The following is a 22,237-nucleotide window of genomic DNA, read 5'->3' as shown; positions in this document are numbered from 1 at the left end:
CCTTGGCCACCTCTTGATGCTGCTCCGGTGGGGGGACCACGCTCTGCACAGTCACGGGTAGTAATCGCCCGGCTCTTTGTCACGAACGTACAAACCGCGTCGGTTAGGTACAGAATGCGTCCTTCTGACTCCGTCGATCACCGTGCTGAACCGTTCGGCTCGCTCGGGCGCAGCCCCGAGCTCGACGCGTATCTCGACCGGATCGGGCCGGGGCCGAGGCTCCGCGAGATGCTGCCGGTGCTGTTCCGGCGGCTGCCCGAGATGCTGACCGAGGTCCGCAGCGAGCTCGCCGGCAGCTGGCCGGACTACGCCGAGTTCATGGCCGAGGAGCAGGCCGAGGTGACCAGCGCGGCGAAGGCCTTCATGCTCTGGCTGATCGACACGGCCGAGCGCGGCGCCGACGGGCCGCGGGAGGGGCCGATCGGCAACCAGGTTGAGCTGTTCGAGGAGATCGGCCGGGCGCAGTGGCGCAAGGGTCGCGAGGTGTCCGCGCTGCTGTCCGCGTACCAGCTCGGGGCCCGGGTGGCCTGGCGGTACGTCTCGAGCGCGGCGCTGGAGACGGGCGTCGAGCCGGACCTGCTCGCGGCGCTGGCCGAGGCCGTCTTCGCGTTCGTCGACGAGCTCTCCTCGGCCTCGGCCCGCGGCTACGTCATGGAGCAGTCCCAGAGCGCGGCCGAGCGCGAGCTGCTCCGCGACGAGCTGGTCGAGCTGCTGCTCTCCGACCGGTCCGACACGACCGCCGTACGCACCGCCGCCTCCCGGGCCGGCTGGACCCTGCCCCGCGAGGCCGCGGTGATCCTGCTGGCGGTCAACAACCCGATGGGCCACGAGGTGCTCAACCGGCTCGACGCCTCCTGCCTGATGATCCGCCGCCGCACGCTGCTCGGGGCGATCGTCCCGGACCCGGTCCGGCCCGGCCGCCGGCAGCGGCTCACCACCGCGCTGGCCGGCACGGGCGCGGTGGTGGGGCACCCGGTGCCGGTGGAGCAGTTGCCGATCAGCGTGCAGTTCGCCGAGCTCACCGCCCAGCTGCGGGCCGGCGGCATCCTCACCGAGGATCCGGTCTTTGTCGAGGACCACCTGGACGCGTTGATCGTGCACCGGGACGCCAAGCTGCTGCGGGCGCTGCGCGAGCAGGCGCTGGCGCCGCTGGCCCAGGTCGCGCCGGCCGCCCGGGAACGGCTCTGCGAGACGCTCAGCGCCTGGCTGCGGCACATGGGCGACCGCCAGGCCATGGCGGCCGAGCTGCACATCCACCCGCAGACCGTCCGCTACCGGATGGCCCAGCTGCACGACGCGTTCGGCCCCACCCTGGAGGACCCGGCCACCCGGACCCGGCTGATGCTGGCCCTGGCCTGGGGCAACGTCCCCGAGGTGGCCCGCCGGGCGGTGGGTGGATCACGCCCCGCGGTCGCGCTGCACCACCGGCGGCGCAAGGCCGGCTGAGGCTGCGCCCCCGCCGCCGAATCGCGCCCCCAGCCGGCGGTACACGCCCGGTAGCGTCGAGCGCACCGCGACGGGGCCGCGTAGCCAACCCGGCACGTACGCCTCCGGAAGGTCCCGGGAGATCATTTCGACGATCCGGTCGGCCACCCGACCCGGTGGCACGGGCCGCGGTCGCTCCCGCTCGTACGGCCGGCCGCGCCGGTCGAAGAACGCGGTCCGCACCACCCCGGGGACCAGCACCCCGACCTGTACGGGCCGGTCGCGCAGCTCGAACCGGAGGCTCTCGGCGAAGGTGTCCAGCCCGGCCTTGCCGGCGGCGTACACCGCCTCGCCGGCCACGCCCATCCGGCCGGCAATCGAGGTCACGAAGAGCAGGTAGCCCGGCCGGTCGGCGAGGCCGGGCAGCAGCGCCCGGGTGAGCTCGACGGGCGCGCCGAGGTTGACCGCGAGCAGCCGGGTGGCCGTCTCCGGCGGCATCTGAGCGAACGGGCCGGCCCAGCCGACCCCGGCGTTGTTGACCACGATGTCGACCCGACCGGCGGCGGCCAGCGCGGCCTCGGCCAGCCGCCCACCCGCGCCCGGTTCGGCCAGCTCGGCGACCAGCGGGGTGGCGTCAAGCTCGGCCAACGCCGCGGCGTCCCGGCCGTGGGCCAGCACCCGGGCGCCGGCCGCGGCGAGCCGCCGGGCCACCTCCCGCCCGATGCCCGACGACGCCCCGGTCACCAGCGCCACGCTCCCCGCGATCCGCACCCGCCCACCCTAGAAGGAAGGGCCCCTTCCTATCGCTTTTTGCATAGGAGGGGGCCCTTCTTAACGCCGGCGGCCGGCAGCCCGACGGCCGGCGGCTGGGCCCAGCGGCCGGCAGCCGGGCCCAGCGGCCGGCAGCCGGGCCCAGCGGCCGGCGGCCCGGGCCGGCGGCCCGGTGGGTCACCGGGCGAGGTGGCCGCGCACGGCCTCTCGCTCGTGGTCGATGGCGTCCGGGGCGCCGCCGAACTCGTCGGCCACCTCGCCCGCCACGTCGTCGGCGTCGCCATGCCCACCCTCGGCCATCGAGGCGTCGGCCCGGGCCAGCATCCGGTGCCCGGTGGACAGGTTCGCCACCCCGGCCAGCACGGCCACGGCGCCCACCACGAACGGCACGTGGATGTTCCAGTGCTCGACCATCTTGCCCGCCGCGAAGGGCGCCAAGCCGCCGCCGATGAACCGCACGAAGCCGTACGCCGCGGAGGCGACCGGCCGCTCGACCGGGGCGACCAGCATGACCGCCTGGGTGGTGAGCGTGTTGTTGATCCCCGCCGCGATGCCCGAGGCGATCACGCAGGCGATGACCGCCCACCGGGTGTCGGTGAACAGCCCCAGCAGGAGCAGCAGGAGCGCGAAGACGCTCAGCGCGCCGTACAGCGAGGGGGCCGTGCCGAACCGGGCCTGCAGCCAGGGGGCGCCGGTGATCGAGAAGAAGGCCAGCAGCAGGCCCCAGGCGAAGAACACGAAGCCCAACTGGACGGCGCCGAGCTTCATCGGGTACGGCGCGTAGCCGAGCATGGTGAAGAAGCCCCAGTTGTAGAGCAGCGCCGTGAGGCTCATGGTGAGCAGGCTGCGGTGCCGCAGCGCCTTGAGCGGTTCCAGGATCGAGCTACGCCGCGCCGGGCGCGGCGTGGAGTCCAGCAGCGTGACCGTGGCCAGCAGCGCGATGGCCATCAGCACGGCCACCCCGAAGAACGGGCCCCGCCAGCTGATGTCGCCGAGCAGGCCGCCCACAAGCGGGCCGGCGGCGATGCCGAGCCCGAGCGCGGCCTCGTACAGCACGATCGCGCCGGCGAAGCCGCCGGACGCCGAGGCGACGATCACGGCCAGCGAGGTGGCGATGAACAGGGCGTTGCCGAGGCCCCACCCGGCGCGGAACCCGACGATGCCGTTGATGCTGCCGGACAGGCCGGCCAGCGCGGCGAAGACCACGATCAGGCCGAGGCCGACGATCAGCGTCCGCTTGGGTCCGATCCGGCTGGCCACCCAGCCGGTGAACAGCATCGCCACCGCGGTGACCAGCAGATAGCTGGTGAACAGCAGGCTGACCTGGCTGGGCGAGGCATGCAGCTGCACCGAGAGCGCCGGCAGGATGGGATCGACCAGGCCGATGCCCATGAAGCTGACGACGCAGGCGAACGCGACCGCGTACACCGCCTTGGGCTGCTTGAACAGCGTGTTGCCGGCCGCACCGGACACCGGACCACCTCCGCGGGAAAGCCCGGGCCCCGGCCGCCTGGCGGCCGGCATGACCACCCGGGTACCGATCCAGATTAGCTGCATAATGCAGCTATGCACCGGCCCCATCGGGAGGCGTTGATCACATCCACCCCGCCCAGCCTCGGAGATCTTGGAATTCTGCTGCCCGGCAAAGGGCAGCAGAATTCCAAGATCTGATGTGTTCCGGACGCTCGGTCAGGCCCGGGGGTCAGAAGCCTCGAGCGAGGCGGTGGTACGCCTGGTTCCAGCGAAGCTCCTGGGCGAAGCGGCGTGGCTCGGTGTCGGCGTCGATGACGACCAGTTCGGTCCGGCTCATCTCGGCGAGGTCGTGCAGCTCCTCGACCCCCACGGCGGCGGAGAGCACGGTGTGGTGCGGAGCGCCCGCGGTGATCCACGCCTCGGCCGAGCCGGCGAGATCGGGGCGGGGGCGCCAGACGGCCCGGGCCACCGGCAGCCGGCGCAGCGGCTGCGGCGGTGGGACCACGTCGATCTCGTTGGCCACCAGCCGGAACCGCTCCCCCATGTCGGCGAGGCCGAGCACCACGGCCGGTCCGGGCGCGGCGTCGAAGACCAGCCGGACCGGGTCCTCCCGCCCGCCGATGCTCAACGGGTGGATCTCCACGGCGGGCACGTCCGCGGCGATGCTCGGACACACCTCCAGCATGTGGGCGCCCAGGATCAGCTCCTGGCCCGGGGTCAGGTCGTAGGTGTAGTCCTCCATGAACGACGTCCCGCCGTCCACGCCGACCGCCATGGCCTTGACGGTGTGCAGCAGGACGGAGGTCTTCCAGTCGCCCTCGCCGCCGAACCCATAGCCGTCGGCCATCAGCCGCTGCACCGCGATCCCGGGCAGCTGGCGCAGCCCGCCGAGGTCCTCGAAGTTGGTGGTGAAGGCCCGGAATCCGCCGCTGGTGAGGAAGTCGCGCAGGCCGAGCTCCAACCGCGCCGCGTAGCGCAGCGAGGCGTGCCGCTCGCCGCCGGGGCGCAGCTCGGGCACCACCCGGTAGCCGTCGTCGTACTCCTTGACGAGGTCGTCCACCCGCGCGTCGGCCACCTCGTTGACCACCCGGACCAGGTCGTTGACCCCGTAGGTGTTCACCGAGACGCCGAAGCGCAGCTCCGCCTCCACCTTGTCGCCCTCGGTCACCGCCACGTCGCGCATGTTGTCGCCGAAGCGGGCCAGCCGGAGCGAGCGCATGGCCGACCAGCCCAGCGCGGCCCGCGCCCAGGCGCCCACCCGGGCGAGCACCCGCGGGTCGCTGACGTGCCCGGCCACGGTCTTGCGGGCCACCCCCAGGCGGGTCTGGATGAACCCGAACTCCCGGTCGCCGTGCGCGGCCTGGTTGAGGTTCATGAAGTCCATGTCGATGTCGTCCCACGGCAGCCGGACGTTGGCCTGGGTGTGCAGGTGCAGCAGGGGCGTCCGCAGCGCGTCGAGGCCGCCGATCCACATCTTGGCCGGCGAGAAGGTGTGCATCCAGGCGACCACCCCGACCACGTCCTGCGCGGCGGCGTCCCGGCACACCCGGAGGATCTCGTCGCTGCTGGTCAGGACCGGCTTCCAGACGACCCGGACGGGGACGTCCGGCGAGTCGTCGAGCGCCGCCGCGATCCGCCGGGACTGCTCGGCCACCTGGCGAAGGGTGTCCTCGCCGTACATGGCCTGGCTGCCGGTGAGAAACCAGACCTCGGGCTCAGGGTGTGCTGCCATTTGCGCTTTGCCTTCCGCAGGAGAGGGTCGGATCACTTGTACCGGATGCCGATGAGGCGTTGGAGCAGGATGAACGCGAACAGCAGCCCCCCGATCACGATCCTGGTCCACCAGGAGTTGAGGGTGCCGTCGAAGGTGATGAGGGTCTGGATGACGCCGAGGACGAGCACCCCGAGCACGGTCCCGAAGATGTAGCCGGAGCCGCCGGTGAGCACGGTGCCGCCGATGACCACGGCCGCGATGACGTCGAGTTCCATGCCCACGGCGATCAGCGGGGCGCCGGAGAGGGTGTAGAAGGACAGCAGGATCCCGCCGATGGCCGAGCAGAGACCGCTGATGGTGTAGACGGCAATCCGGGTACGCGCCACCGGCAGGCCCATGAGCAGCGCCGACTGGCCGTTGCCGCCGACGGCGTACACGTTGCGACCGAGCCGGGTGTAGGCCAGCACGTACGCGGCCACGAGCACGACGGCGAACGCGATGAGCACGCTGATCGAGACGAAGTTGCCGCGCGGGTCGCCGATGCGCTTCTGCGACATGGCGGTCCAGAAGCCGTCGGTGATCGAGATGGAGCTCTTGCTGATGAACGTGCACATGCCGCGGGCGAAGAACATCCCGGCGAGGGTCACGATGAACGGCTGGATCTCGAAGAACTGGATCACGCAGCCCATTCCGAACCCGAGGAGGGGGCCGATGAGCAGCGCGATGACCAGCACCAGCGCCGCGGGCAGGCCGTGCTGCAGCAGCGACGCCGACACCATCGCGGTCATCGCCACCACCGACCCGACGGACAGGTCGATGCCGCCGGTGAGGATCACGAACGTCATCCCCACCGCGACCACGAGCAGGAAGCCGTTGTCGATGAAGACGTTGAAGACCACCTGGATGTTGGAGAAGGCGCGGTACTGCGAGACGCCCACGCCGTACAGGATCAGCAGCAGCACGAGGGTGGTCAGCACCGGGAGGTGCCGGCGCGGCAGCCGGGCCCAGCCCGGCACGGCCCGCAGCGAGATGGTGGTCATGCCGGTACCTGCTCCTTGGGTGCGTCCGCCACCACGGCGGCGGGTGGGGTGCCGGGCCTGCGCCGACGACGGCGCAACCTGGCCCGGAAGGCCGGCGCCTGGATCAGGCAGACGATGATCACCACGATGGCCTTGAACAGCAGCGCCGTCTGCGGGGCGATGTTCATGGCGTACACCGTGGTGGTGAGCGTCTGGATGAGCAGCGCGCCGAGGATGGTGCCGCCCAGCGAGAACCGGCCGCCGACCAGCGACGTGCCGCCGATGACCACCGCGAGGATGGCGTCCAGTTCCACCCACAGCCCGGCCGAGTTGCCGTCGGCGCTGGAGACGTTCGCGGTCATCATGAAGCCGGCGATGGCCGCGCAGGCGGCGCTGATGACGTACACCAAAAGGGTCACCCGGGCGGACCGGATGCCCGCCAGCCGGCTGGCCCGGGCGTTGCCGCCGACGGCCTCGATGATCATGCCGAGGGCGGTGCGCCGGGTCACCGCCGCGACCAGCAGCACGCCGGCCAGCGCGATGAAGATCGCGAGCGGCAGGGTCAGCAGGTGGCCGACGCCGATGGCCTTGTACGGGCCCGAGTTGATCGTGATGATCTGCCCCTCGGTGATCAGCTGCGCCACGCCCCGGCCGGCCACCATGAGGATGAGCGTGGCGATGATGGGCTGGATCCCGATGACCGCCACCAGGACGCCGTTCCAGGCGCCCAGCACCAGCGACGCCCCGAACGCCAGCGCCAGCGCGGTGAGCACCCCGGCCATCCCGTTCTGGTCGGGCTGCTTGCTGATGTAGAGGCAGGCGATCGCGCCGCTGATGGCGCAGACCGAGCCGACCGACAGGTCGATGCCGCCGGTGGAGATGACCAGGGTCATCCCCAGCGCCACGAGGATGAGCGGGGCGCTGAGCCGGATGATGTCGATCAGGCTGCCGTACAGGTGCCCCTGCCGGACCTGGATGGACAGGAACCCCGGCCGGTAGATCGTGTTGGCCACGACGAGGGCCACGAGCACGACGACCGGCCAGAACAGCCGGTGCGCGGTCACCGCCTGGAAGCGGCCGAGTCCCCCGGCACGCGGGTCCACGGTGGCCGTTTCGCTGCTGGTTCGCTCGCTCATACCTCTGCCCTCTCGTCCGTCCGGGCCCCCTCGTCCGGCCGCGCCCCGCCGGCGATCGTCTGCATGATCCGGTCGGCGTCGACGCTGTCGTCGTTGGTCAGCTGCGTGACCATCTCCCGGTCGCGCATCACGGCGATCCGGTGGCTGAGCCGGAGCACCTCGTCCAGTTCGGCGGAGATGAACAGCACGGCCATCCCGCCGTCGGACAGCTGCACCACCAGCTTCTGGATCTCCGTCTTGGCGCCGATGTCGATGCCCCGGGTCGGCTCGTCGAGGATCAGCAGCCGAGGCTCGGTGATGAGCCAGCGGGCCAGCAACACCTTCTGCTGGTTGCCGCCGGACAGGTTGGCCACCGGTATGTTCGGGTCGGCCGGCCGGATGCTCAGCGCCTTGACGTACCGCTCGGCCAGCTCCTCCTGGCGGCGGCGCGGAATCGGCCGGAACCAACCGCGCGCCGCCTGCATGGCCAGGATGATGTTCTCCCGCACGGTGAGTTCCGGTACGAGGCCCTCGGCGCGGCGGTTCTCCGAGCAGAAGCCGATCCCGTGATCGATGGCGGTCACCGGGTGCCGCAGCGCGATCGGTTCGCCGTCCACCGAGACGGCGCCGTGGTCGGCCCGGTCGGCGCCGAACAGCAGCCGGGCCACCTCGGTACGCCCCGACCCGAGCAGGCCGGCGAGGCCGACCACCTCACCGGCGTGGATCGTCAGGGTGAACGGGGCCACCGACCCCTTGCGGCCCACCTCGCGCGCCTCGACGAAGACGGTGTCCCGCCGCGCGGCGGCGGCGTCGCGCCCGGTCTGCTCGTCCAGCCGCTCGAGCACGTCGAGCTCCTTGCCGATCATCTTCTCGACCAGGCTGAGCTGTGGCAGTTCGGTGGTGGGGTACTCCCCCACGAGCCGCCCGTTGCGCAGCACGGTGATCCGGTCGCTGACCGCGTACACCTGGTCCAGGAAGTGGGTGACGAACAGGATGGCGATGCCGGAGTCGCGCAGCTGGCGCATGATCCGGAACAGCTGGGCCACCTCGCCGGCATCGAGGCTCGACGTGGGCTCGTCGAGGACCAGCACGCTGGCCTGGACGTCGATGGCCCGGGCGATGGCCACCATCTGCTGGACGGCCAGCGAGCAGCTGCCCAGCGGGGCGTTCACGTCGATGTCCAGGTCCAGCCGGGCGAGCAGCTCGCGGGAGCGCCGCCGGATGTCCCGCCAGCGCACCGCGCCGAAGCGCCGCGGCTCGCGGCCGATGAAGATGTTCTCCGCCACCGACAGGTTGGCGCAGAGATTCACCTCCTGGTAGACGGTGCTCACCCCGGCGGCCGAGGCCTGCATCGGGCCGGTGAACGAGACCGGGGCGCCGCGCAGCGTGATGGTGCCGCCGTCGATGCCGTACACGCCGGTGAGCACCTTGATCAGGGTGGACTTGCCGGCGCCGTTCTCGCCCATCAGCGCGTGCACCTCGCCGGGGAAGAGCCGGAGATCGACGTCCTGGAGTGCCCGTACGCCCGGGAACGACTTGTCGATCCCCGTCATCGTCAGCACCGGATGGCTCTCTGTCATCCCACCAGACCTTTCCTGAGGCTTCGAGCGGAGGGCGCGGGGTGGGCCGCGAGCCCGTCCGGTGGTTCCGATCCGGGAGGCGGTCGACGGGCCGCCGCGGCGGCCGGGCCCGAGGCCCGGCCGCCGCGGCGGAGCCTCGGCCCCGTGGTCGGATCAGTACTTGCGGCCCGGCAACGCCTCCTTGGCCTTGTCCTGGGTGAAGGTCGTCTCGATCGTCTCGATCCGCTGCGGGACCTCCTCGCCGTTGTGCACCTTCTTGACCAGGTCCATCAGCTGTGGGCCGAGCAGCGGGTTGCACTCGGCGATGAAGTTGAACTTGCCATCGGCCAGCGCCTGCATGCCGTCGTGGACCGCGTCCACCGTGACGATCTTGATGTCCTTGCCGGGCACCTTGCCGGCCGCCTGGATGGCCTCCAGAGCGCCCAGGCCCATGTCGTCGTTCTGCGCGAACAGCACGTCGATCTTCGGGTTGGCCTTGAGGAACTGCTCCATCACCTGCTTGCCGCCCTCCCGCTTGAAGTCGCCGGACTGGGAGGCGATGATCTTCAGCTTGGGGTTGGCCGCGATGGCCTCGGCGAAGCCCTTGGTGCGGTCGTTGGCCGGGGCCGACCCGGTGGTGCCCTCGAGCTGCACGATGTTCACCTGGCCCGTGGCGTCCTTGGTGTTCTGCACGACCCAGTCGCCGGCCGCCTTGCCCTCCTTGATGAAGTCGGAACCGAGGAAGGTCTTGTACAGCGACTTGTCCTGCGAGTCCACGGCGCGGTCGGTCAGGATCACCGGGATGTTCGCGTCCTTGGCCTCCTTGAGCACCGTGTCCCAGCCCGACTCCACCACGGGCGAGAAGGCGATCACGTCGACCTTCTGCTGGATGTAGCTGCGGATGGCCTTGATCTGGTTCTCCTGCTTCTGCTGCGCGTCGTCGAACTTCAGCTCGATGCCGGCCGCCGCCGCGGCGTCCTTGATCGAGGTGGTGTTCGCGGTGCGCCAGCCGCTCTCGGCGCCGACCTGGGAGAAGCCGAGCACGATCTTCTTGTCGCCGTCGGACTTTCCGCCGGTGTCGCTGTTGCCGCACGCGGCCATGCCGGCCACGAGCAGCGCGGCGCTGAGCACCGCGACGGCGCGGCGCGGCGCGAGGGACGTTCGCATCTTCCTCACGGGTACTCCTCGTTGGTGGGGGGCGTGATCGCCGATCGTCGGCCGGGCGTGGGGCCAACGGTCCGCGCGGGTGGTGCGGGTTCATCTGGGGTGGTGCACCGCGGCCGCCGGGGCGGTCCGGGGAGTCGGGCGCGACCGTCAGGGGCCGGCGGTCGACGCGGGACGCTGGCCGTAGACGTTCTGGTAGCGGTCATAGAGGGCGTCGACGTCGGCCGGGGCGATCGGCGCCGGGTCGCCGAGGGTCCGGGCCAGGTGCGCGGTACGGGCGACGTCCTCGCACAGCACCGCGGCCTTCACCGCCGCCCGGGCGTCCCGGCCGATGGTGAACACGCCGTGGTTGCGCATCAGCACGGCCGGCGAGCGGTGTCCGGACAGGGTCTCCACGATCCCCTTGCCGATGTCGTCGCCGCCGATCAGGGCGAACGGGCCGATCGGGATCTCGCCGCCGAACTCGTCGGCCTGCGCGGTGAGGTGGCAGGCGATCGGCTCGCCCCGGGCCGCCCAGGCGGTGGCGTACGGGCTGTGGGTGTGCACCACCCCGCCGACCTCGGGCATGGCGCGATAGACGTACGCGTGCGCGGCGGTGTCGCTGGACGGCGAGAGGTCACCCTCCACCACGTTGCCGTCGAGGTCGCAGACGACCATGGTGGCCGCGCTGAGATCGTCGTAGTCGACGCCACTCGGTTTGATCACCATGAGGTCGCGGCCGGGCACCCGGGCCGAGACGTTCCCCGCCGTCCAGGCCACCAGCCGATAGCGGGTGAGTTCGGCGTGCAGCCGGGCGACGCTCTCCCGGAGCCGCCAAAGCTGCTGGCCGGAGTCCGCGGTCATGCGACCACCTCCACGGGCGTCGGGGCCGGCGCGGCGGATCGGCCGGCGGCGGCGTTGCGGATCGCGCGCAGCCGCGACATCACGTCGTTACCGCCGCGCCCGAAGTGGTCGTGCAGCAGCCGGTACTCGGCGTACAGCGCGTCGTAGGCCCGCGCCCGGTCCGGGTCGGGCCGGTAGACGTCGCGGTCGACCCGCCCCATGGCCGCGGCGGCCGCGTAGACGTCGGGGTACGCGCCGGCGGCCACCGCGGCATGGATGGCCGAGCCGAGCGCGGGGCCCTGCGCGGAACCGATGATGCTCAGCGGCCGGTTGGTGACGTCCGCGTAGATCTGCATCAGCAACGGGTTGGAGAGCAACCCGCCGGCCACCACCAGCTCGTGGATCGGCACCCCCGCCTGGACGAACGCCTCGACGATCATCCGCGTGCCGTACGCCGTGGACTCCAGCAGCGCCCGGTAGATGTCGGCGGGCCGGGTGGCCAGGGTCAGCCCCACGATCAGGCCGCTCAGGTCGTGGTTGACCAGCAGGGAACGGTTGCCGTTCCACCAGTCCAGGGCGATCAGCCCGTGCGCCCCGACCGGCTGCGCGGCGGCCAGCTCGCAGAGCCGCTCGTGCGAGTCGACGCCCGCCGGCGCGGCGTGCTCGACGAACCACCCGAAGATGTCGCCGACGCCGCTCTGCCCGGCCTCGTAGCCCCAGGCGCCGGGGCTGAGCCCGCCCTCTACCACGCCACACATGCCCGGCACCTCGGCCAGCCGGGCGCCGTTGACCACGTGGCAGGTCGAGGTGCCCATGATGGCCACCAGGTGACCGGGGACCAGGGCCTGGGCCGCGGCCGCCGTCACGTGCGCGTCGACGTTGCCGGCCGCCACGGCGATGCCCTCGGGCAGCCCGGTCCAGGCGGCGGCCTGCGCGGTGAGCGACCCGGCCCGGGCGCCCATCGGCAGCAGCGGACCGTCCAGCTTGGTCACGAAGTCGACGAATGCCGGATCGAGCGCGGCCAGGAAGTCCTCGGCGGGGTACCGGCCATCCTGACGGATGCCCTTGTAACCGGCCGTGCAGATGTTGCGGCTCTCCGCCCCGCACAGCTGCCAGATGATCCAGTCGGCGGCCTCGATGAACCGGGCGGCACTGCGATAGATCTCCGGATCCTCGTCCAGCATCTGCAGCCCCTTGGCGAACTGCCACTCGGCGGAGATCTTCCCGCCGTACCGGTTGAGCCACGGCTCGCCGCGAGCCTCCGCGAGGGCGTTGACCCGGTCGGCCTGCGGCTGCCCGGCGTGGTGCTTCCAGAGCTTCACCCAGGCGTGCGGCCGGCTCCGCAGCTCGGGCACCTCGCACAGCGGGGTCCCGTCGGCCAGCGTGGGCAGGACCGTGCAGGCGGTGAAGTCGGTGGCGATCCCGATCACGCGCGCCGGGTCGATCCCCGCCGCCGCCACGGCCGCCGGCACCGCGTGGCGCAACACGTCCCGGTAGTCGTCGGGGTCCTGGAGGGCCCAGTCCGGCGGGAGGGCGGCGTCGGGCGCGTCCCCGGGAAGGGCGGAGTCGATCACCCCGTGCCGGTACTCGTGGACCGCCGTGCCGAGCTCCGCGCCGTCGCCGACCCGGACCACCAGGGCCCGGCCGGACAACGTTCCGAAGTCGACCCCGACGACGTACCGGTCCGCCGAGCCGTCCACACCCGCCATTTCCACCTCCGCATGCCGTGGATCACATTGTTAGCGCTCACATCGGCGTTGGTCAAGATGTGATCGCAACAGTCGGGTAACGGTGGCGTAATCCACGACGGCGACCCGCTGGCAGCTCCGGCGGCGACCACAAAGAGCGTTGTGAACGTTAACAGTTGTCGATCCTTTGCGGCATGCCTCATCGGACGGTCCGGGCGGGCATTCCCCGTTGTTGATCTGTTAGCGCTAACCGGCGTCCTTGACGGTGCCCGAGGGCGGCGAGCCGCGCCGGAACTCCATCCCGCATGCCCGGGGCCCCGGGGCGTCCGACCGCCCCGCCGGCGGTCGACGGCCCGCCGGCGGTCGACGGCCCGCCGGCATCGCGCCGGAACGGTCCAGGAACCCAACGCCCGTACGCCTGCGCATGCGCGACCCGGCGGCGGCAGCCGGGGCCGGGAGCGCCACCAAAGCGCCGTACCCGCGCCCCGAGCCGGGGCCGAGCCGTTGGGCGCGCTATGTCGCCGTGTCCGAAGCTTGATCAACACGACTTCCGCGTAGGTGGGCGATCGTGGTCGCCCGAACCCCCCAACTACACCGCTGTCGTGTCGATCAAGTGGCATGCCGGCGGGGTCGACCGGGGCCATGCTTCGATCCGCCTGCCGCCGGGCGGGGTCCGAGCACCGGGCGAGGTCCGGGCACCGGGCGAGGTCCGGGCACCGGACGGGGTCCGAGCACCGGACGGGGTCCGAGCACCGGGCGGCAGCCACACCGAAGGCGGCCGTGCGGAGTCGCCGAGCGGTCCGGCGAGCGCCCCAGCACCAAGACGTTGACATCCGCCAATATGAACGCCACGCTACGTATTGATGTTAACGCTCACACCGCTGTAACGACCTCTGGAGGGGATCGATGGATACCAACATCCGTCGCCGCCGGCTGGTGGCCGCCGCGGCGCCGCTGGCGCTGCTCGTCGCGGTCGCCGCGGCGCTGGCGACCGGCGCCGCGCCGCCGGCCCTGGCCGCCACATCCGGGCCCTGCGACATCTACGCCAGCGGCGGTACGCCCTGCGTGGCCGCGCACAGCACCACCCGGGCGCTGTTCGGGGCGTACAACGGTCCGCTGTACCAGGTCCGCCGCTCCTCGGACAACACCACCCGGGACATCGGCGTGCTCAGCGCGGGCGGGGTGGCGAACGCGGCCACCCAGGACTCGTTCTGCGCCGGCACCACCTGCCTGATCACGATCATCTACGACCAGACCAGCCGGCACAACAATCTCACCCAGGCGCCTCCCGGTGGCTTCTCCGGCCCGGCCGCCGGCGGCTACGACAACCTCGCCAACGCCACCGCCGCGCCGATCACGGTGGGCGGCCAGAAGGCGTACGGCGTCTATGTCGCGCCCGGCACCGGCTACCGGAACAACACCGCCACCGGCACCGCCACCGGCGACCAGCCCGAGGGCATGTACGCCATCTTCGACGGCACCCACTACAACGGCGGCTGCTGCTTCGACTACGGCAACGCCGAAAAGAACAGCCGCGACAACGGCAACGGCACCATGGAGGCCATCTACTTCGGCAACATCAAGGTCTGGGGCTACGGCACCGGCAACGGACCCTGGATCATGGCCGACCTCGAGAACGGCCTCTACTCCGGCGTCAACGCCGGCTACAACGCCAACGACCCCACCATCAACTACCGCTTCACCACCGCCATCATCAAGGGCGAAGCCAATCACTGGGCCATCCGCGGCGGCAACGCCCAATCCGGCGCGCTGTCCACCTTCTACGACGGCAAACGGCCGAACGTCTCCGGCTACAACCCGATGAAGAAGGAAGGCGCCATCATCCTCGGCATCGGCGGCGACAACAGCATCGGGGCGGCCGGCACCTTCTACGAGGGCGTGATGACCTCCGGCTACCCGTCCAACGCCACCGAGGACGCGGTCCAGGCCAACATCACCGCCGCCGGCTACTCGACGTCCGGCAGCACGCCGCCGCCGAGCGGCGGCCAGGAGATCGTGGGCGCCCAGTCCGGCCGGTGCGTCGACGTACCGAACGGCAGCACCACCAACGGCACCCAGGTGCAGCTGTACGACTGCTGGGGCGGCGACATGCAACGCTTCACCTACACCGCCAGCAAGCAACTGCAGGTGCTGGGCAAGTGCCTCGACGCCAACGGGCAGGGCACCAGCAACGGCACCGCGGTCATCATCTGGGACTGCAACGGCCAGGCCAACCAGCAGTGGAACGTCAACTCCGACGGCACGATCCGCGGCGTGCAGTCCAACCTCTGCGTCGACGCCAACGGCGCCGGCACCGCCAACGGGACGAAGATCATCCTCTGGTCCTGCAACGGCGGCGCCAACCAACGCTGGAGCCTGCGCAGCTGACCTGAAAGGACGAACCCTCCGGGGGCGCTTCGGCGCAGCATGCGCCGCCGGAGGGTTCGCTGGTCCGCCCTAACTGGACGGGGGCGCGACGCTCTGCCGAGGCACCAGGGTCGGCGCGATCGTCAACCGGGACTCGCCGACCAGGCCCGACTCGATCTGCGCCAGCAGCAGGTCGAGGCTGGCCCGGGCCACCGCGGTGAAGTCCGGCCGGACCGTGGTCAACGGCGGGATGAAGTATGCGGCCTCCGGCACATCGTCGAAGCCCACCACGCTGATCTCGTCCGGCACCCGACGACCGTTCTCGTGCAGGGCCCGCAGCACGCCCAGCGCGAGATGGTCGTTGGCCGTGAAAATCGCGGTGACCTCGGGCATCCGCGCCAGCATCTGCCCGCACCGGTAGCCGGAGGCCGCCGACCAGTCCCCCGGGATCAGCGGCGGCACGTCGGCGCCGGCCGCCCGCAACGTCTCGCGCCAGCCCTCGATCCGGCCGGCGCTGTCGAACCAGTCGGCCGGCCCGGAGACGTGCCAGACCGTACGGTGTCCCGCGTCCAGCAGGTGCCGCGTCGCGTCCCGGGCCCCCGCCACCTGGTCCACCGTCACCAGCGGCACCGGCCGGCGCGGGTCGCCGTCGACCGTCACCAGGGGAACGTCCTTGGGCAGGTGTTCCAGCGCCTCACCGGCCGACTCCACCGGGGCGATCACCACGATGCCCGCCACCCGGTGCGCGAGGTGGCGCTCCACCACCGCGGAGATGGAGACCCGGTCCAGGTCCCGCACGCTGCCGACGCTGACCGCGAAGCCCTCCTCGGCGGCGGTCTGCTCGAGCGCCGCGAGCAACGACGCCGGCCCGTACAGCGTGGTGTTCTGGGTCACCACCCCGATGACCTGCGAACGGCCGGTGACCAGCGTGCGGGCCGCCCGGTTGGGGCGGTAGCCGAGTTCGGCGATGGCCGCCTGCACCCGCAGCCGGGTCTGCTCGCGGACGTTGGGATGGCCGTTCAGCACCCGCGAGACCGTCTGGTGGGAGACCCCGGCAAGGCGGGCCACATCCGTCATCGCGGGACCACGCACGGCACCCACCCTTCCCGCCAGGCCCCCGATCACGCCCCGGCAATCGACGCCAGAGCGGCTGGACGCACCCGTTCGCGGCGCTGCCCCGCAACGGCACAGGCCAGCGTCAGTGTACGCCCTGACGTGATCACGTCACCGATGCGGACCGCTCGTGATCGTCGAGCACCTCCCGGATCACCCGCTGGTTGACCGCGGCCTGCTCGGGATCGGTGTCGATGGTTCCGGTCAGCACCAGCAGCGCCTTCCACAGGGCCCAGCCGCGGGCCCGGGCCCACATGCCCGCGTCCCGCGCCACCGTCTCCCGGAACGCCCGCCGGCTCGCGCCCGAGAACATCGTCCAGGCGATCACGAGGTCGCAGGCCGGGTCGCCGACCCCCGACGTACCGAAGTCGATGACGGCCGTCAGCCTGCCCTCGGCCACCAGCAGGTTCCCCGCCGCCACGTCGCCGTGGAACCACACGGGCGGCCCGGACCAGCGGGCGGCCCGGGCCGCCCGCCAGACCTCGGCGGCGCGGGCGGTGTCGACCCGTCCGGCGAGCGCGGTCAGGCAGCGCAGGGTTTCCTCCTCGTAGTGCGCCAGCGACGCTCCCCGGTAGAAGCTGTGCTCCCCCGCGGCCGGACCTCCGGTGGTGTCGCAGCGCTGCAGGGCCCGGATGAACTCGGCCACCGAAACGGCGAACCGCGGCAGTTCGTCCACGCGGCTGCGGTCGGCCGTCTCGCCGGGCAGCCAGCCGCGCACCGACCAGGGGTACGGATAGCCCTCGCCCGGCACTCCCAGGCCCAGGACCGGCGGCACCGCCACCGGCAACGACGGCGCCAGGCGGGGCAGCCATTCGTTCTCCTTGGCCACCGCCGGCACGTACCCGGCCGCGGTGGGCAGCCGGACGGTCATGTCCGTGCCCAGCCGGTAGGTCCGGTTGTCCCAACCGTCGACCGGCACCGGCGTCACCGGCAGCCGGCTCCACCGCGGGAACTGCGCGGCGACGAGCCGCCGCACCAGGCCGGCATCGATGCCGGCGCGACCGTCCTCGCCTGCGGGAACGATCGTTCCGGCGTCGCTGTCGAGCATCGGACCACCTCCGTCGCCGGCCTTTCTACCCGTGCGGGCCGTGCCGATCAAACCGTTTGCGCTGGCGGCGGGCCGGCCGTCCCGCTGGGCGAAAACGCCGCACCGGCCGTCGACGTACCGCCTAGGCTGACGCCTCTGGGGTGGAAGGGGGCAACGGGTCATGCTCGTCGGGCTGCTCGCCTACCTCGGCGTCGCGCTGGTGGTGATCTGCACGCCCGGTCCAGACACCGCGCTCACGGTACGGAACGCGCTCGCGGGTGGCCGCCGCAGCGGGGTCTGGACGGCGGCGGGGGTGGCCGCCGGGCAGCTCGTCTGGACGGTCGCCGCGAGCGTCGGCATCGCGGGTCTCATCCGTGCCTCCGAGCCGGTGTTCGTCACGATGAAACTGCTTGGCGCCGGCTACCTGATCTGGCTGGGCATCCAGTCGCTGCGCGCCGCGCACCGGGCCGAGGGCGGACACGGTCGGCCCGGCCCGGCGCCGCGGGTGGGCACGACCCGATCGCTCCGGCAGGGGTTGATCAACGACCTGGCCAATCCCAAGATGGCGGCGTTCTTCATGAGCCTGCTGCCGCAGTTCGCCCCGGCCGACGGCCGGGCGCTGCCGGCCATGCTCGGCCTCGGCCTGTTGTTCAGCCTGCTGACCTTCGCCTGGCTGGCGCTCTACAGCGTCGCCGTCGATCGGCTGCGCCGGCTGTTCACCCGCAGCCGGGTGCGCCGCGCGCTCGACGCCGTGGCCGGCACGATCCTTATCGCCTTCGGCGCCCGGCTGGCGTGGTCGAGCTAGCCGGACAGGTCGAGTTCGTAGGTCTGGCCGGTCAGGTGGGCGCCGAAGCTGTCGTGCGGTTCCTGGCGCACCAGGGTGAAGCCGCGGGACAGGTAGATGCGGCGGGCCGCCGCGAGTGGATCGTTGGTCCACAGGGTCATCCGCCGGTAGCCGGCGTCGCGGGCGAACCCGAGGCATTCGTCCACCAGCCGCCGGCCCAGCCCGTGCCCCCGGGCGACGGGGTCCACGAGCAGGATCCGCAGCTGCGCCGTGGTGGCGTCGGCGCGTACGCAGAAGACGCAGCCCACCCGGCGGCCGTCCAGCTCGGCGACCCATGCCGCCTCCCCGGACGGGTCGTGGTCCGCCGCGTAGTCGGCCACGATCCGGGCCACCAGGGCCTCGAAGGTGGCGTCCCAGCCGAACTCCCGGGCGTAGATCTCGCCGTGCGCCTGGACGACCCAGCCCAGGTCGCCCGGCTCACCCAGCCGGCGAATCACGATGGTGGCGGTCATGGGTCACCTCCGACTGAAACGACTGTTTCAGTGGGATAGTAGCTCCGTGTCCGACGAACAGCGACCCCCTTCCCCGCGGCGCGCGGAGCTGCTCGCGCGGGCGTACGACTATGTGTTGAGCCACGGCCTGGCCGAGCTGTCGTTGCGACCGCTCGCGGCCGCCATCGGATCGAGCCCGCGCGTGCTGCTGTTCCTGTTCGAGTCGAAGGACGGCCTGATCCGGGCGCTGCTCGCGCACGCCCGCGCCGATCAGCTGGCCCTGCTGTCCGGGATCCGCCGGGAGCTGGCCGGCGCCGAGCGCGGCACGGTGGTCCGGGCGGTCTGGCGGTGGCTCAGCGACCCGAGCCACCGCCCGCTGCTCGTGCTGTGGCTGGAGGCGTACGGCCGTTCGCTGAGCGAGCCGGACGGGCCGTGGGCGGACTTCGCCCGGCAGACCGTGACGGACTGGCTGGCCATCCTGTCCGGCCCCGCCACGGAACCGACCCTCGCGCTGGCGGTGTTGCGCGGCTGCCTGCTCGACCTGCTCGCCACCGGCGACGCCGACCGGACCACGGCCGCGCTGGAGGACTTCCTCGCGAGTTCGTCCGCCCGCTGACCAGACCTCGCGCCATCCCGAGGCCGGCTGCCGGGCCAACAGCGGCCGGAGCCGTGGTCGGCGCGTTCCGGGTCGGCCTGGAGCCGTGGATCGACAGCGAGGCCGGTACGGACCTGCCGGGCGCGGTCGCCGGTAACCTGGACGTCCCCACCAGTGGCCTACGCCTCGGCGGCCGACCGGGCGCGCCGCGCAGTGGGCGCATTCCCCGCCGCGCCCGGCGCCGGCGCGTCGGCTGGCACCGACGCGGCGCGGCCGGCCGCGACGGCGGCCACGGCGGCCACGATCCGGTCCACCTCGTCGGGGGTGTTGTAGAGATAGAAGCTCACCCGGCAGCTGGCCGGCGGGACCAGCCCGAGCGCGTGGTGCGCCAGCGTCGCGCAGTGGCAGCCGGCGCGCGCCTCCACCCCGGCCCGGTTCAGCGCCTCGGCCACCCCGATCGGGTCGCGTCCGGCCAGGTTGAAGGCCACCAGGGAGGTCCGCCGGGCGGCGTCCCGCGGTCCGTAGATGGTGATCCCGTCCACCGCCTCGAGCCCGGCCAGCGCCCGGCCGGTCAGCGACCGGTTCCAGTCGGCCACCCGGTTCATGGCCGCGCGCACCGCCGGGCGCTCGATGGCGCGGCCGGTGCCGAAGTACATGGGACGGCCGGGGGTGAGCGCGAGGTCGAGCAGCAGCCGCAGCGCCTGCGCCGACACGATCGTGCCGAGGATGTTGGGCGAGCCGGCCGCGTATTTCCAGGGCAGCGCGTTGTATTCGACCCGGTCCGGGAACACCCGCCCCTCGGCGATCATGTCCCCGCCGTACAGGAACGGCAGTCCGGCGGCGAGCAGGTGTGGCCGGGCGTACAGCGCCCCGACGCCGAACGGGGCGAGCATCTTGTGGAACGAGAACGCCAGGTAGTCGACGTCCAGGGCGCGCACGTCGACGTACGCCCCGGGGACCAGCTGGGCGGCGTCGACCAGCAGCCGGGACCGCCGCTCGCCGGTGGGCTGGGGATAGCCGCTCGCGTCGCACAGCCCGCGGATCGTCCCGATCGGGTTCCGGGTGCCGAGGAAGTTCGAGGCCGCGGTGCAGCACACCAGCTTGGTACGGGAGTCGATCAGCGCCGCCAGGTGGTCCAGGTCCAGCTCGCCGGTGCGCGGATCAAAGCGGGCCAACCGGTGCTGCACCGAGCGGCCGAGCCGGGGCAGCACCTCGCGGCACAGCGCATACCACGGGACGTGGTTGGAGTTGTGTTCCATCATGGTGGTCACCACGTTGTCGCCGTCCCGGAACTCGGTGAGCAGCGCGTACATGACCGAGTTGATGGCCTCGGTGGTGTTGCGGTAGAGCGCGATGCCGGTCCGGTCCGGCGCGCCGATGAAGTCGGCGATGGTGTCGTACGCGTCCTCGAACAGCGCGGTCATCTCGCGCGACGCGTCGGACTGTCCCCGGTGGACGTTCTCGTACCGGTCGGCCAGCGACCGGTACAGCGCGAGCAGTTCGCGCGGCGGTTGGGTGCTGGCCGCGTTGTTGGCGACGATCCGGCCGAAGTCCGCGAAGGCGAAGTGCCGGCGGATGCTGTGCACGTCCATGGCGGCCTCACCCGAGCGCGTCGAGCAGTTCGGCGCGGGTTGGCCCGGGATGCGGGTACTGCGCGGCGCCACCACCGAGCGCGAGAACCCGGTCGAGCACGCCCGGGACGCCCAGGACCTCGCCGGGCTGGGCGAGGAACGAGGTGATGTCCAGGTGCGCGCGGGTCAGCTCGGGATCGGTGAGGCTGGCCACGTACAGCGCCTTGCTCGCCAGCCAGCGCGGATCCGTGGTGCGGTACGGCTGCCCGGCGAGGTCGGCGGCCAGCTCGGCGAGGCGGTGCCGGTCGTACCAGAGGGTGGCCCGGTACAGCGGCTCGATGGTGGCGGCGGTGGCCTCGTCGAACCGGCGGGCCAGCTTGTCGTGGTCCCGCGGGTCGGTCTCGCGCAGCAGGTCGCGCAGCAGGACGGCGTGGATGAGGGCCATCGACGCCCCGCGACCCAGGGACGGGTTGGTGCACGCCGCGGCGTCGCCGAGCGCGACCGCGCCGGTGACCACCGGCCGGCCGTCGATCGCCAGCCGCCGGTACCGGTCCTCGATCCCGGCCATCACGTCGACCCCGGAGATCGGTTCGCCGTCCGCCCAGTGCGCCGCCAGCGGGTAGCGGGCGAGCGCGCCGTGCCACCGGTCCGGCTCCCGCAGCGCGCGAAGCGCGCCGTCCCGGCCGCCGGTGGTGAACACGACGCTCCAGGTGCCGTTGTCGCCGGGCAGGGTGAGCACGGACAGCGAGTCGTAGTTCTGCTGGATGCTCGTCAGCGCCTCGGGGAGCCGGCCGGTGGGCGACCGGAAGTGCCGGGCGTAGTACACGAAGCCGGAGTCGGCGCGCTCCTCGACCGGCCGGCGGGCGCCGACCGTGGGCAGCCAGGAGGCCAGCGCAGAGCGCCGGCCACCGCAGTCCACCACCAGGTCCGCGCCGATGCTGCGGCCGTCGGCGGTCAGCACCCCGGTGATCCTCGGTACGTCCAGCCGCTGATCGGCGGTGACGCCGGTGACCGACACACCGCGTCGCACGATGACTCCGGCCGCCTCGGCGACCGCGCTGAGCGCCGCCTCCAGCACCGGTCGCCGCGCGGTGACCGTGTCGAAGCGCGCGTCGGAGTCCCGCAGCGCGCCCCGGCGCGCCTCGGGCAGCACCGCCAGGGTGTTCAGCCGCGTCGCGCCCGCGGCCGCCAGCGGGCCGCCCGCCCCGGGCAGGTGCGTGGACAGCAGCGACCACCAGCGCGGCAGCATGAAGTGCGGCAGGCGGAACTGGTTGACGCCGCGACGCTGCCAGCCGGTCCACGCGATTTCGGGATGTTCGGGCGGCGGCGGCCGGTCCGGGTCGCGTTCCAGCACCGTCACCCGGTGTCCATCGCGGGCCAGCAGCGCGGCCGTGCTGAGGCCGGCCAGGCCGGCGCCGTGGATGAGGATGTGAGCCATGCCCGGAAGGGTGGGCCCGGACGCTGCTCATTCTCCAGGTCAGTCGCTGCTCAATCGGTGCCCACCTCGCCCCGCTGCCGGCGGGCCGTCGCCGGCGTGAT

18 protein-coding genes are annotated in these 22,237 nt (G+C 72.3%); 4 read left to right on the top strand and 14 right to left on the bottom strand.

Going from position 1 to position 22,237, the window contains the following annotated elements:
• Positions 1-114 precede the first annotated feature (114 nt).
• Positions 115-1,446, top strand: coding sequence for a PucR family transcriptional regulator (locus tag ACFFHU_RS27405; RefSeq protein ID WP_377343200.1), 1,332 nt, complete (start codon positions 115-117; stop codon positions 1,444-1,446).
• On the opposite strand, the gene ACFFHU_RS27400 is transcribed toward ACFFHU_RS27405, so the two are convergent.
• From ACFFHU_RS27400 to araB, 9 genes are all read right to left on the bottom strand, one after another.
• Positions 1,399-2,196, bottom strand: a complete 798-nt coding sequence (locus ACFFHU_RS27400; RefSeq protein ID WP_377343199.1) for an SDR family NAD(P)-dependent oxidoreductase — start codon at positions 2,194-2,196, stop codon at positions 1,399-1,401. The genes ACFFHU_RS27405 and ACFFHU_RS27400 overlap by 48 nt on opposite strands.
• Positions 2,197-2,373: 177 nt before the next feature.
• Positions 2,374-3,669, bottom strand: coding sequence for an MFS transporter (locus tag ACFFHU_RS27395; RefSeq protein WP_377343198.1), 1,296 nt, complete (start codon positions 3,667-3,669; stop codon positions 2,374-2,376).
• Between the two features lie 229 nt (positions 3,670-3,898).
• Complete coding sequence (araA, locus tag ACFFHU_RS27390; protein WP_377343197.1) at positions 3,899-5,401, bottom strand: L-arabinose isomerase; 1,503 nt, start codon at positions 5,399-5,401, stop codon at positions 3,899-3,901.
• 32 nt (positions 5,402-5,433) lie between these two features.
• Entirely contained in the window at positions 5,434-6,423 is a 990-nt protein-coding gene (gene yjfF, locus ACFFHU_RS27385) for a galactofuranose ABC transporter, permease protein YjfF (protein ID WP_377343196.1), read from the bottom strand.
• A complete protein-coding gene (locus ACFFHU_RS27380) occupies positions 6,420-7,538 on the bottom strand; it encodes an ABC transporter permease (protein WP_377343195.1) in 1,119 nt (372 codons plus the stop codon). Before ACFFHU_RS27380 ends, yjfF begins: the two co-directional genes overlap by 4 nt.
• On the bottom strand, positions 7,535-9,097 hold the full coding sequence (locus ACFFHU_RS27375) for a sugar ABC transporter ATP-binding protein (RefSeq protein ID WP_377343194.1): 1,563 nt from the start codon (positions 9,095-9,097) through the stop codon (positions 7,535-7,537). The genes ACFFHU_RS27380 and ACFFHU_RS27375 overlap by 4 nt, the downstream gene beginning before the upstream one ends.
• Before the next feature lie 153 nt (positions 9,098-9,250).
• Positions 9,251-10,243 carry an ABC transporter substrate-binding protein gene (locus tag ACFFHU_RS27370; protein ID WP_377343502.1) on the bottom strand — a complete coding sequence of 331 codons (993 nt, stop codon included), beginning with the start codon at positions 10,241-10,243 and terminating at the stop codon, positions 9,251-9,253.
• A gap of 147 nt (positions 10,244-10,390) precedes the next feature.
• Positions 10,391-11,083 (bottom strand): L-ribulose-5-phosphate 4-epimerase, encoded by a 693-nt coding sequence (locus ACFFHU_RS27365; protein WP_377343193.1) that lies wholly within the window; start codon positions 11,081-11,083, stop codon positions 10,391-10,393.
• On the bottom strand, positions 11,080-12,771 hold the full coding sequence (gene araB, locus ACFFHU_RS27360; protein ID WP_377343192.1) for a ribulokinase: 1,692 nt from the start codon (positions 12,769-12,771) through the stop codon (positions 11,080-11,082). The genes ACFFHU_RS27365 and araB overlap by 4 nt, the downstream gene beginning before the upstream one ends.
• Before the next feature lie 885 nt (positions 12,772-13,656).
• On the opposite strand from araB, the gene ACFFHU_RS27355 reads away from it, so the two are divergent.
• Entirely contained in the window at positions 13,657-15,138 is a 1,482-nt protein-coding gene (locus ACFFHU_RS27355) for a lectin (protein WP_377343190.1), read from the top strand.
• A 69-nt stretch (positions 15,139-15,207) separates the two neighbouring features.
• On the opposite strand, the gene ACFFHU_RS27350 is transcribed toward ACFFHU_RS27355, so the two are convergent.
• Together ACFFHU_RS27350 and ACFFHU_RS27345 are read right to left on the bottom strand one after the other, a co-directional pair.
• A complete protein-coding gene (locus ACFFHU_RS27350; RefSeq protein WP_377343501.1) occupies positions 15,208-16,194 on the bottom strand; it encodes a LacI family DNA-binding transcriptional regulator in 987 nt (328 codons plus the stop codon).
• A 142-nt stretch (positions 16,195-16,336) separates the two neighbouring features.
• Positions 16,337-17,278 (bottom strand): aminoglycoside phosphotransferase family protein, encoded by a 942-nt coding sequence (locus tag ACFFHU_RS27345; protein WP_377343189.1) that lies wholly within the window; start codon positions 17,276-17,278, stop codon positions 16,337-16,339.
• 160 nt (positions 17,279-17,438) lie between these two features.
• Here ACFFHU_RS27345 and ACFFHU_RS27340 point away from each other — a divergent pair, with 160 nt between their 5' ends.
• Positions 17,439-18,062 (top strand): LysE family translocator, encoded by a 624-nt coding sequence (locus ACFFHU_RS27340; RefSeq protein WP_377343188.1) that lies wholly within the window; start codon positions 17,439-17,441, stop codon positions 18,060-18,062.
• Here the strand turns inward: ACFFHU_RS27340 and ACFFHU_RS27335 are convergent.
• Positions 18,059-18,553 (bottom strand): GNAT family N-acetyltransferase, encoded by a 495-nt coding sequence (locus ACFFHU_RS27335; RefSeq protein ID WP_377343187.1) that lies wholly within the window; start codon positions 18,551-18,553, stop codon positions 18,059-18,061. The genes ACFFHU_RS27340 and ACFFHU_RS27335 overlap by 4 nt on opposite strands.
• Before the next feature lie 46 nt (positions 18,554-18,599).
• On the opposite strand from ACFFHU_RS27335, the gene ACFFHU_RS27330 reads away from it, so the two are divergent.
• A complete protein-coding gene (locus ACFFHU_RS27330; RefSeq protein ID WP_377343186.1) occupies positions 18,600-19,148 on the top strand; it encodes a TetR/AcrR family transcriptional regulator in 549 nt (182 codons plus the stop codon).
• 158 nt (positions 19,149-19,306) lie between these two features.
• Here the strand turns inward: ACFFHU_RS27330 and ACFFHU_RS27325 are convergent, their stop codons facing one another.
• Complete coding sequence (locus tag ACFFHU_RS27325; RefSeq protein WP_377343185.1) at positions 19,307-20,719, bottom strand: aminotransferase class V-fold PLP-dependent enzyme; 1,413 nt, start codon at positions 20,717-20,719, stop codon at positions 19,307-19,309.
• Between the two features lie 7 nt (positions 20,720-20,726).
• Positions 20,727-22,136 carry an FAD-dependent oxidoreductase gene (locus ACFFHU_RS27320; protein WP_377343184.1) on the bottom strand — a complete coding sequence of 470 codons (1,410 nt, stop codon included), beginning with the start codon at positions 22,134-22,136 and terminating at the stop codon, positions 20,727-20,729.
• Between the last annotated feature and the right edge of the window lie 101 nt (positions 22,137-22,237).

It is taken from the genome of Plantactinospora siamensis, from assembly GCF_042434095.1.
GTDB lineage: Bacteria > Actinomycetota > Actinomycetes > Mycobacteriales > Micromonosporaceae > KBS50.
The sequence above is the reverse complement of the archived record's forward strand: the minus strand, read 5'-3'. Positions and strand labels throughout refer to the sequence as shown.